Origin of the sequence: Arthrospira sp. PCC 8006 (assembly GCF_046480465.1) — a bacterium.
Classification (GTDB): domain Bacteria; phylum Cyanobacteriota; class Cyanobacteriia; order Cyanobacteriales; family Microcoleaceae; genus Limnospira; species Limnospira platensis.
Genome location: NZ_PKGG01000174.1, coordinates 1 through 11,465 on the forward strand (window position 1 = coordinate 1; position 11,465 = coordinate 11,465).

Annotated in this window: 8 protein-coding genes; 3 read left to right on the plus strand and 5 right to left on the minus strand. The window is 43.4% G+C overall.

The window, feature by feature from the left end:
• Positions 1 to 352: 352 nt before the first annotated feature.
• Positions 353 to 466, plus strand: coding sequence for a cytochrome b6-f complex subunit V (petG, locus tag B9T16_RS20415; RefSeq protein WP_006616220.1), 114 nt, complete (start codon positions 353 to 355; stop codon positions 464 to 466).
• 168 nt (positions 467 to 634) lie between these two features.
• Here petG and petH read toward each other — a convergent pair whose 3' ends face one another.
• Both petH and B9T16_RS20425 read right to left on the minus strand, forming a co-directional pair.
• Entirely contained in the window at positions 635 to 1,840 is a 1,206-nt protein-coding gene (gene petH / locus B9T16_RS20420; RefSeq protein ID WP_006616221.1) for a ferredoxin--NADP reductase, read from the minus strand.
• A 467-nt stretch (positions 1,841 to 2,307) separates the two neighbouring features.
• On the minus strand, positions 2,308 to 2,670 hold the full coding sequence (locus B9T16_RS20425; protein WP_410245630.1) for an ArsR/SmtB family transcription factor: 363 nt from the start codon (positions 2,668 to 2,670) through the stop codon (positions 2,308 to 2,310).
• 159 nt (positions 2,671 to 2,829) lie between these two features.
• Here B9T16_RS20425 and B9T16_RS20430 point away from each other — a divergent pair, with 159 nt between their 5' ends.
• Positions 2,830 to 2,997, plus strand: a complete 168-nt coding sequence (locus B9T16_RS20430; protein WP_006616223.1) for a metallothionein — start codon at positions 2,830 to 2,832, stop codon at positions 2,995 to 2,997.
• 1,475 nt (positions 2,998 to 4,472) lie between these two features.
• Here B9T16_RS20430 and B9T16_RS20435 read toward each other — a convergent pair.
• The 3 genes from B9T16_RS20435 to B9T16_RS20445 all read right to left on the minus strand — a co-directional run bounded on the left by B9T16_RS20435 (position 4,473) and on the right by B9T16_RS20445 (position 9,767).
• The gene (locus B9T16_RS20435; RefSeq protein ID WP_410245631.1) at positions 4,473 to 7,997 is read right to left on the minus strand and encodes a PAS domain-containing protein; all 3,525 of its coding nucleotides are present in this window, start codon (positions 7,995 to 7,997) and stop codon (positions 4,473 to 4,475) included.
• 277 nt (positions 7,998 to 8,274) lie between these two features.
• Complete coding sequence (locus tag B9T16_RS20440; protein ID WP_410245632.1) at positions 8,275 to 9,120, minus strand: hypothetical protein; 846 nt, start codon at positions 9,118 to 9,120, stop codon at positions 8,275 to 8,277.
• A 41-nt stretch (positions 9,121 to 9,161) separates the two neighbouring features.
• Positions 9,162 to 9,767, minus strand: a complete 606-nt coding sequence (locus B9T16_RS20445) for a DUF1517 domain-containing protein (RefSeq protein ID WP_315670107.1) — start codon at positions 9,765 to 9,767, stop codon at positions 9,162 to 9,164.
• Positions 9,768 to 9,863: 96 nt separating this feature from the next.
• On the opposite strand from B9T16_RS20445, the gene B9T16_RS20450 reads away from it, so the two are divergent.
• Complete coding sequence (locus B9T16_RS20450; RefSeq protein ID WP_410245633.1) at positions 9,864 to 11,288, plus strand: MFS transporter; 1,425 nt, start codon at positions 9,864 to 9,866, stop codon at positions 11,286 to 11,288.
• The last annotated feature ends 177 nt before the right edge of the window (positions 11,289 to 11,465 follow it).

Below are 11,465 nucleotides of genomic sequence, written 5' to 3' on the forward strand. Positions count from 1 at the left end.
ACTACGAGTTTGTATATAGCTCCTAAAGTTGAGGTTACAAAGCGGGGGGTCGTAGCCCTGTTCCTACTGACAAATAGGGTATCTACATCAGGAGCCGTGTGCTGGGAAACTTGCAAGCACGGTTTTCAATTGGAGTTGGGGAAGGTGACTTCTCTTTCGACCATAACACGGTCAAACTAGGAGCCGTATGAGGTGAAAGTCTCATGTACGGTTCTGCTGCTGAATGGGAGGAGATCAAGGCGACTTTATTTTCGACCCCTAATGGCTATAGCCAGATAAATGTCGGGTAAATGTATCAGAATATGCGATATTAATCCAAGGAGATCAAAACTTAACATCAAGGAGTTTCAACGTGATTGAACCATTACTTTCGGGGATCGTCTTAGGCTTAATCCTGGTGACATTAGCGGGACTATTCTTTGCAGCCTATCAGCAGTACAAACGCGGAAATCAACTGATTGACTAAGATTCCCACAAGGCAAGCCTTGTCTCTGGGCTGCCTTGTCTCTGAGGTTTCGAGGAGCGATCGCGATTTTTTGATGATAATTGCCGAGAGTCCAATCAGTCCAATCCAGCCACAAAAAGGGCGCGACTCAAGAGCCACGCCCGCCAGTCAAATGGTTAAGTTGATGTCCTAGTAGGTTTCAACGTGCCAACGGTGCTTTTTCTTGAGTTGCTTCTGATAATCAGACCAGTCAACATCAAACTTACCTGCTGCGGCCGACATTCCCTCATCAATGCCGCCTTCCATACCTTTGAGACCGCAAATATAAGTATGGGTGTTGGGTTTTTGGATCAATTCCCATAACTGATCAGCATTTTCCTTAATCCGATCCTGGATATACATTTTGCCACCTTCTGGGTTTTGTTGTTCCCGACTAATGGCTAATGTCAGGCGGAAGTTTTCAGGGAACTGTTGCTGTAATTCTTCAAGTTCCTGTTGATAGAGGATGTTGGGGCTGTAAGGAATGCCAAAGAACAGCCAAGCCAAGCCTTTGAACTTGTAATCTTCGTGCTGTTCCTTAAATATCCGCCACAGGAATGCCCGGAAAGGCGCAATTCCCGTACCCGTTGCCATCATAATGATAGTGGCATCCTCATCCTCTGGGAGCAGCATTTCTTTACCGACCGGGCCAGTAATAGCCACATCAGCCCCAGCTTCCAGGTTGCACAGATAAGTTGAGCAAACTCCATAGACGGTTTCCCCGGTTTCTGGGTGTTTATATTCCAACTGACGAACACATAGGGAAACTGTTTTATCATCTACATGGTCGCCATGACGGGTAGAGGCGATCGAATACAGCCTGAGTTTATGGGGTTTGCCATTGTTGTCAGTTCCTGGCGGAATAATACCAATACTCTGACCTTCGAGATAGCGCAAGTCGCCGCCACTGATATCAAAAATCAAATGGCGAACAGTCCCGGTTCCACCTTCCCTAACTAACTCTTCGTTAGACAGGCATTTGCCGATATATGGATTTTTGGGCTTGTAAATGTTAACAGGAATATCTGTTTTGGCTTTCGCTTGAGTCATAGTAGGGGTTTGGGTTCCAGATGATTGGCTCTGTTGTCCATTTTCTGGTGCCGCTTGAGTCCGAACCGGAGGGGTTTCGCCAGCAGGGTAGATATTGACAATCTTGGCCCCCATTTTAGATAGGCGACGCATCTCCTGGTTCATGCGTTCGTAGGGAACGGTGAGGTAGACTGTGCCACTGCGACGAATGGGATAGTTAAAGTTGTCAGTGTTCTGTCCCTGACGCATCCCTTCGACTTCAAAGACAAAGATACGGCCCGCCGCTCCTGTCCTCATAGCAACACCAGTTCCAGTTGGACTGTACATTCGTTATTTCTCCCTTAACAATACTGAGCTGTTCACCCAAAAACTGTGACAGATTGATCAGTTTCGGCGATTTTTAAAGCAAAATTGCTAAATTGTTCAGACCAATTACTCCCACACTCCTAGCCAGAGGTGGAGTTTATATTCCCGAACCTGTCACACTCCTAGCCATTTTATCAAAAAATGGGGTACAAAGCCCCATTCTTTAAGGTAGCCGAGGATGGCTTTTTGTCAGCAATTCTCATTTTGACCCGCATCCTGTCCAAGATGCCCGATGATGCCCAATCTTGAACGAAAGAATGGGGCTTTCAAGAATCGCTCTTGAGATGATTCTCAATAAGCTGGGGCAAAATTTCCATAATGAGAATTGCTGGCTTTTTGTGAAAGTTATTGCATATTTTTCGCTTGTATGGTAGAGTTGCTGTTTTATAAATTTGTGGTCCTCCGGAAACAGAATTGGCGGTTGATTTTCACGGGTGATCTTCGGGTTCATCGAGATGTTCGGATATATCCCGATAAAGGTTGAAAATATGATGGTCTTTGAGACCATAGACTACATTGCGTCCCCTTTTCTGATAACTGACAAAGCGCATGGTCCTCAGAATTCTCAGTTGGTGGGATACGGCGGATTCGGTCATGTCAACGGCGGCGGCTAGGTCTCGCACACGCATTTCTTTCAGGGCTAGTGCTGACAAGATACGCCAGCGGTTGGGGTCTCCTAGGGTACTAAAAAATTCTGCCATCCGTTGGGCCTTTTCCCTGCTCAAAATTTGCTCTGGGGCGAGGGGCTGGTGGTCGTGGTGATGGGGATTGCTATCAAGGGTGTCAGACATATTGTGATGTGGGGGTTTGACTGTGGGGGATTAATCTCAATTCTAAAGAAATTATTAAACTTCCAGATACATATATCTGAAAGTATGTTCAAATGTTATAGTAGTTACTATGAAAGCTTGTTCAAGCATAAGTCTATTATATCTTGAGGAGAAGTTCTGATGACCACGGTAACTCAAATGAAATGCGCCTGCGAGTCCTGTCTGTGTATTGTGGATACGACAAAAGCGATCGCCAAAAATGGCCAATATTACTGTAGCGAAGCCTGTGCTAATGGCCATCCTAATGGGGATGGTTGCGGTCATAAGGGTTGCAATTGTCACCACTGATTAATTAATTTGGGGGGTAGCAGCAGAGTTGATCGATGGTGATAGATAATCTGCTGCTATTTTTTGGGGAATTTAGCCGATCGCTTTGCTGACTCTGGTTGGGTTACACTTGGTTTCACCCAACCTACAAAGTCTCTGGTTGGGTTACACTTGGTTTCACCCAACCTACAAAGTCTCTACCAAGTCTTTAGTTGGGTTACACTTGGTTTCACCCAACCTACAAAGTCTCTACCAAGTCTTTAGTTGGGTTACACTTGGTTTCACCCAACCTACAAAGTCTCTACCAAGTCTTTAGTTGGGTTACACTTGGTTTCACCCAACCTACCAAGTCTTTAGTTGGGTTACACTTGGTTTCACCCAACCTACCAAGTCTCTACCAAGTCTTTAGTTGGGTTACACTTGGTTTCACCCAACCTACCAAGTCTTTAGTTGGGTTACACTTGGTTTCACCCAACCTACCAAGTCTTTAGTTGGGTTACACTTGGTTTCACCCAACCTACAAAGTCTACCAAGTCTCTGGTTGGGTTACACTTGGTTTCACCCAACCTACAAAGTCTACAAAGTCTCTGGTTGGGTTACACTTGGTTTCACCCAACCTACCAAGTCTACAAAGTCTCTGGTTGGGTTACACTTGGTTTCACCCAACCTACCAAGTCTACAAAGTCTCTGGTTGGGTTACACTTGGTTTCACCCAACCTACAAAGTCTACCAAGTCTCTGGTTGGGTTACACTTGGTTTCACCCAACCTACAAAGTCTACAAAGTCTCTGGTTGGGTTACACTTGGTTTCACCCAACCTACCAAGTCTACAAAGTCTCTGGTTGGGTTACACTTGGTTTCACCCAACCTACAAAGTCTCTGGTTGGGTTACACTTGGTTTCACCCAACCTACAAAGTCTCTGGTTGGGTTACACTTGGTTTCACCCAACCTACAAAGTCTTTAGTTGGGTTACACTTGGTTTCACCCAACCTACAAAGTCTCTGGTTGGGTTACACTTGGTTTCACCCAACCTACAAAGTCTCTGGTTGGGTTACACTTGGTTTCACCCAACCTACAAAGTCTCTGGTTGGGTTACACTTGGTTTCACCCAACCTACAAAGTCTCTGGTTGGGTTACACTTGGTTTCACCCAACCTACAAAGTCTCTGGTTGGGTTACACTTGGTTTCACCCAACCTACAAAGTCTCTGGTTGGGTTACACTTGGTTTCACCCAACCTACAAAGTCTACCAAGTCTCTGGTTGGGTTACACTTGGTTTCACCCAACCTACAAAGTCTACCAAGTCTTTAGTTGGGTTACACTTGGTTTCACCCAACCTACAAAGTCTCTGGTTGGGTTACACTTGGTTTCACCCAACCTACAAAGTCTCTACCAAGTCTTTAGTTGGGTTACACTTGGTTTCACCCAACCTACAAAGTCTCTGGTTGGGTTACACTTGGTTTCACCCAACCTACAAAGTCGGAGTGATCATGAAGTTTAGGAAGAGTTTTGGGGAAGTTTTAGGGGTATTTCAATAACAAACTCGCTTCCCACAGACTCTTGGGAAACACAACGCAGGGTTCCTCCGTGTTTTTCGACGATAATTTGATAGCTGGTGGATAGTCCTAAACCTGTTCCTGAACCCACGGGTTTGGTGGTGTAGAAAGGGTCAAAGACTTTGGAGATGATTTCCGGACTGATACCAATACCGTTATCAGCAATGCGAATTTGGACGGTTTTTTGCTCGGTTAGCATGATGCTGATCCAAATCATACCTGGCTCGTTGATAATTTGTTCCAGGGTCTGTTTTTTGTAGCGATCGCAAATAGCATCAATAGCATTATTGATTAGGTTGAGAAACACCTGATTAAGCTGTCCAGCACAACATTCAATCTGGGGAATATCTCCATATTGTTTATGGACTTGAATCGCGGGATGTAATGGTTTTTCTTTCAGACGATTATCAAGAATCATCAAGGTACTGTCGAGGTTTTCATGTAGGTTAATATATTTAACTTCCGATTCATCCAGCCTCGCAAAAGTTCGCAGGGATTTAATAATATCTCGAATCCGATCTGCTCCCAAAGTCATTGATTTAAATAGACGCGGCCAATCTTCTATTAAAAATTGAAAATCAATAGTTTCTATTTCTTCGGTGATTTCCGGGTGTGCTTGGGGGCAATGCTTTTGATATAGTTCAATTAGTCCTAATAAATCTCTGGTATATTCTTTAGCATGGGTAATATTGCCGTAAATAAAGCTGACTGGGTTGTTGATTTCATGAGCCAAACCTGCTACCATTTGCCCTAGGCTAGACATTTTTTCGGATTGCACTAATTGAACTTGTGCTTGTTGAAGTTGGTTTAATGTAGCTTCTAGGGTTTCAGTTTGCGCTTGTGCTACTCTGGCGGCTTCCTGGGTGGCGGCGTAGAGTTCTGCTTGGTTCAGAGCAATGACTAATTGATTAGCGATCGCCTCTAATAGCGCCACTTCTGAATGAGTCCAATTATGGATATCCTGACAATGTGCTAGGACTAAAGCTCCTTTAGTGTCTTGTTGTATCTGAATGGGTAAAATCAAAACAGAACGGCATTCTAACACCAAAAAGAAATTGCGAATAGTGGGAGTCGGACAGGTGGCAATATCATCAATTCGCATCATTTCTCCAGATAGGATATATTGGCTAACTGGACGCAAAGCATCGCCGGGGTAAAGTTCATAAATACTCGTGAGAGAGTCAATTTTGGCTTCTTTGCGAACTTCCCATTCAGGGGTATCTAAGTCGCTTCTATACCAGACAAAATAGGTGCGATCTATATTTAATACACGCCTAATTTCAGCGACAGCAGTTGCCAAAATAGTATCTGTATCCAGGGAGTTACGAATCAACCCAGATAGACAATTTTCGAGTGCTTCTCTTTCTGCTAGTTCTCGCAGTTGTGCTTCGGAAATTCTTAAATTTTCCTCAGTTTTTTTAAGGCTGCTAATATCAAAAGCTGTGCCAATAATTCGGTTAACTCTTCCCGAATAGTCTATAATAGGATTAAGAGTAGTGAGAAAAAAAAATTTATTTTGACCAAAATTAAAATATTCCTCATACTGTAATGATGACTTTTTCAGCCAACAAGTTTCATAGTGACAGCGGATAGCTTTAGCATATTCATCTAAAAACATATCTTCGGGTTTTTTACCGATAATATCCCTAGATTTGATGCCAGTAATTTTTTCGGAGGCGGGGTTCCATCCCACCAACTGAAAGTCTCCATCTTGGGTAACATCAACGACAAAAATTGCTTGTTCAATTCCATCATAAATACTAGAGAGGAACTGCTCACGATCGCGCAAAATTTGCTCAGAGTTTTTGCGATCGGTAATATCCATAGCAATTTCAAATAGGCGCAGTACCTGTCCGACTTGGTTACGAACCGCCTCCCCGCGACCTTGAATATAACGAATGCCATCAGGTCTAACAATACGGTGGTCAATTTCGTAGGATTTTCCGGTAGCTAAAGCTCTCTCAACTTGGTTTAGCCAATTGTCACGATCGTCAGGATGAATAAGTTTTAGTAATTCCTCAAAGGTTAAACAATCTTGGTCTTTGACCAAACCCAAAATCTGCAAAAATTCATCAGAACAAGTAATTTTTTGAGTAACAACATCATATTCCCAATTACCTATATGAGCAATACGCTGCGCCATTTCCAGGTTTTCAGCTACTCGCAAGGCTTCAGTTTCTTTCTGTTTACGTTGAGTAATATCTCGGTTACTAACCCGTTTTCCCTGATACTGTCCGGCTGCATCATAGATAGGCTGATAGTTATGACCAATCCAACGCACTTGTTGATCGCGGGTAATAATACGAAAATCTATTTCCTGGTTATTACGATCGCAGACATTTTCATATAAATAAGGAATTATGCGATCGCGATCTTCAGGATGAATAATTTTTGCCAATAGGCTAGGGTCTTGCATAAACTCCTTGACCGAGTAGCCAGTTATGCGTTCACAGGAGGGAGAAATATATACAATTTCCTGTTGAGGATTAATCCAATATTCCCAATCATAGGTAAAATCGATAATCCTTCGTAACTTATCTTCAACAGCCTTGAAATTATCAGCGATCGCCTTTGGTTCTGTAATATCTCGACCCACTCCATAAATAGCTCCCGACTCAAACACCGGCACAAAAGTCCAAGACCACCATTTATAGGACCCATCTTTAGATAAAAGTCTATTTTCAAACTGACGATTTTTTCCATAATGGATAGCATGAAATTCATAAAAAGTTATAGTCTGGTCTGACTCATATACCAAATTCATAAAAGAACTATTTATCAGTTCATTAAAATCATAACCCAAGCTAATTGTCCAGGCGGAATTGAGAAATTTAAAGTTACCGTCCAGATTCAGAATTACTACCAGATCAACAGTATGGTTAAATAGGCGATCGATTTGATTTCTATGATGCCACCATTCAGTCAAACGTTTTTGCAGAGAAGCCAGTAACCTGTACTGTCTAAAATTCCAAAGATGAGTAAATTTAGAGGTAATAATAGCTGGCAATTTGGTAGGTTTATTTAAACCATGATAGTCCCCAGGCATTTCCGTATCAAAAATAAAGCCATTCAAGACCAGATCGTGATTAGGTTGTCTCTCCGGTTTAGCGCTGGAATATAGCCATTTAACTTCACCATTTGGTGTAGTATATTGCCACTGCCTAGACCAAGATTTTAAATGGGCTGCACAATCATAAATAGATTTATAAAAATTTTGGCGATCGCCCTTTTTTTTTAAGCCGAAAATATGGTCAGAATCGATGGTAAAATTATCTAATTCTACTCCATAAACATCTAGGAAATTGCCAATAATATAACTATATTTTTCGCTGCCATCAGCCGCCAATATATATTGATAAAAAACCCCAGACATCCCGGCCATTAATTCTTGAAGTTGTTGGCATTCATTAATGGTGTTTAGATGTTTACCTGTCAACTCAGATTGTACAGATGGTTCTGGGGTCATTTTCACTGCACCTCTCTACTCAATCAGACTAAGGCTTTAAGGGCGCGTTTAACATCTGATGCAACCTTTGAATAGGTAAGAGGTAACAATCATCAGTTGTAATCCTCTCACCTATTTTCCGCTTTTCCGCGCACTTTGCTATCTCAGATCATAAGCCATATTCTTATCAAACAATAATAAGTTTTTAAACAGTAAGCCGCCAGGGGTGTCCCCTGGGCAAAATACTTGAACAGGGAGAGGAGCTGTCGAACCCACCCCCTAGCTCAGATCATGTCAATTAACGTCGCCGTCTTCCAGAGGAACCGGAACGGCTGGGGCTTCTACTACCACTACCAAAACTAGGTGTACGTTGTCTTTGAGGACGAGCCTGCTGAGACTGACGCAGATTGCTAGTTCCCGCGCCAGAACCCGTTGAGCGATTAGCATTGGGGTTAGTTTGGCCAGTAGTAGAACCAGGGGAAGAACTGCGAGCGGTTCCAGTGGTGCGGAAAGTTTGCCGATTTCTAACAGCAGCGGGAGGTTCATTGTACCTCGTGCGATATTGACTCACCGCCTGGTTATAGCTGTTACCAGAACCGCCATAGCCAACTAATGAACTACCCGATTGATAGGCGGGAGGAACATAGTAGCGGGGGGAAAATAGGCTAGTGGCGATCGCACTACCCACAAACGAAGCCGCAAAAGGAGTCCAGAAATTAGACTCTCGGCGCACCACCACAGTTTGAGTCTGACCAGTTTGAGGATCAGTGCGCGTTTCAGTCACATTGTGGACATATTCAATCTGGAAATCTTCCGTCAGGTAAAAAACCGGCTGATTATTTTCGATCAACAGATGACTTTTTTCACCAGCCTTAATTTGTTCATCCGTCAAACGCGCCATTTGCAACTCAGAGGTCTGAAATACTGGCGGTCTGGCGTTGAGCAGCATTAAGCGATACTCTCCAGTACCATCATCATATTGCGCTTGTTGAACGGGATATTTGCCATCAGCCAGTCGGTTAGCCGCTGATGCTGAACTGCGGACCGTTTGTTGAGTGGTTGTCTGTGAGGAAGACCCACAAGCCACAGTTGTCCAACAGAGTGCAAATACCATTAAAACCGTGATTACTTTTTTGGGTAACATAATTTTAGCTAAAGTTAACTTAGGAAATTTCTCTGCACCCTTTATAGGGGTACGAGTTCGGGAAAGTTTTGTAAAAGCTGGTCTTCCGTGAGTACATCACCCAACCGCGCCGGGGAAAAATGAATTTGGATCGCGCGTAAACTCCCTTGGTAGTGGAGGTTGATGATGCTTTTTAGTCCAGCTTCCATGGCTTCAAAATTGGCTAGGTCAGTTTCGAGGTCAGGAACTTCCCCCTCACAACCTATTGTAACTATTACAACCAAGTTATAGGTGATAGGTAGGGACAGCGGTTCATCTGGAGCGATTTCTTCTTGGTTCAAGTCCGGTTGACTGAGATACCTTTGAGCAGAGTCCGTGAATAACTCATTCACATAGTCCCCGGCTTCTTCTTCATCCCAGATCACATCTCCTTCATTACCAGCGGACTGCCAATAACTATTGTACTGGAGAAGGCTTTGACAGACTTCGACAAGTCCCGACCCCATGATTTCCAGATCTCCATCATGGTCTATCGCTTCGCGGGTGACTTGGTTAAGAACACCTAGTAATGGCGCAACCTCAGCGCCGCCTAGGTGTAGGAATAGCCGACAGACTACAAAGCGGGTCTTACCCATCATTTTCTTAAAGCGATCGCCTAAGCTGGCCATAATTGACTCCTCATTGGATTACTGCAAACAGATCAGTTATGTTTTTAGGATATCGCGATCCTTTGTCTATCCTGGAACCTCTTGGGACTAAAATTTATGAGTCATTCTTCCTCCTTTGAGTCATCTTCTGCTAGTCCTACTATTCCCAAAATGAACTTTTCCACCAAATTAGCTTTTGGGGTGGGAGACCTGGGAACAGCCATGACTGCTAATATTTTCGCTTTTTTCCTGTTGTTTTTTCTAACCACTGTCGCCGGACTACCAGCCGGACTGGCGGCGAGTGTACCCATGGTCGGTAAAATTTGGGATGCCGTTAATGACCCAATTATCGGGGTTTTAAGCGATCGCACTAAGCATCCCTGGGGGCGGCGCTATCCCTGGATGATTTTTGCCGCAGTTCCCTTTGGCATATTTTTCTTTTTAATGTGGATCGTACCTAGTACCAATACCCAGACTCTATTTTGGTATTATGTAATTATTGCGATCGGCTTTCATACCGCTTACACAGCCGTTAATCTTCCCTATGCTACCCTCACCCCTGAATTAACTCGCGACTACAACGAACGTACTACCCTCAATGGGTTTCGCTTCTCTTTTTCCATTGGTGGTAGCATCTTGTCCCTAGTTATAGCATTTATTATTTTTGCTGCTATTGAAGACCTAGCTACCAGATATATGATTTTGGGTTTGGTCTGTAGTATTATGGCAGTCCCACCCATTTTTTTATGTGTTTGGGGAACTCGCGATCGCGTCGCCCAGGTACAAGCCGCCACCGGAGAAGTTGATGCACCCACATCTTTACCCCTCTCCGAACAGGTGAAAATTGCTTTTAGTACCCGTCCTTTTTTGTTTGTAATTGGGATTTATTTATGTTCTTGGTTGGCGGTACAACTGACTGCAGCAATTCTCCAATATTTTGTCGTGTATTGTATGGAACTTCCCGAAGTGGCTTTTACTCAAGTGGCGATCGTCGTCCAGGGCACAGCTTTATTGACCTTATTTATGTGGAGTAAAATCAGCGCAAAATACGGCAGAAGGATTGTATATATCAGCGGCATGGGATTTTGGATAATTGCTCAATTATCTTTATTCTTTCTACAGCCAGGACAGTTATTTTTGATGTATTTTCTCTGTTTTATTGCCGGTTTAGGAGTATCTACCGCTTATCTGATTCCCTGGTCTATGATTACCGATGTTATTGATTATGATGAACTCAAAACCGGACAGCGACGGGAGGGAATTTTCTATTCTTTTATGGTTCTCCTACAAAAAATTGGTTTGGCTTTAGGGATTTTTATGGTAGGTCAAACTTTAGATTGGGCAGGTTTTATTGAATCCGTAGCCGGTCAACCTACACCAACTCAACCGGAATCCGTATTATTGGCAATTAGATTGGCGATCGGACCTCTGCCTATGATATTATCTATCGTGGGAATTATCCTTACCTACTTTTATCCAATTACCCGAGAATATCATCAGGAAATCCTCCTTAAATTATATCAGTCTAATGTTGATGAATAATTAATAATTGTAGGGGCGGGTTCTGCTCCTTTCTCGTCTCCCAAGCAGAAGATGAAAAAACCCGCCCTCATAGGTTCTGCTGCTTCCTCGTCTCCCAACCAGAAGATGAAAAAACCCGCCCTCATAGGTTCTGCTGCTKMCTCGTCTCACAACAAGAAGATGAAAAAACCCACCCTC

What these genes read in the sequence shown, in the direction of transcription:
- petH (WP_006616221.1), bottom strand. Translation starts at nt 1,840, where the DNA reads ATGTACAGTCCAACTGGAACTGGTGTTGCTATGAGGACAGGAGCGGCG.
- B9T16_RS20425 (WP_410245630.1), bottom strand. Translation starts at nt 2,670, where the DNA reads ATGTCTGACACCCTTGATAGCAATCCCCATCACCACGACCACCAGCCC.
- B9T16_RS20430 (WP_006616223.1), top strand. Translation starts at nt 2,830, where the DNA reads ATGACCACGGTAACTCAAATGAAATGCGCCTGCGAGTCCTGTCTGTGT.
- B9T16_RS20435 (WP_410245631.1), bottom strand. Translation starts at nt 7,997, where the DNA reads ATGACCCCAGAACCATCTGTACAATCTGAGTTGACAGGTAAACATCTA.
- B9T16_RS20440 (WP_410245632.1), bottom strand. Translation starts at nt 9,120, where the DNA reads ATGTTACCCAAAAAAGTAATCACGGTTTTAATGGTATTTGCACTCTGT.
- B9T16_RS20445 (WP_315670107.1), bottom strand. Translation starts at nt 9,767, where the DNA reads ATGGCCAGCTTAGGCGATCGCTTTAAGAAAATGATGGGTAAGACCCGC.
- B9T16_RS20450 (WP_410245633.1), top strand. Translation starts at nt 9,864, where the DNA reads ATGAGTCATTCTTCCTCCTTTGAGTCATCTTCTGCTAGTCCTACTATT.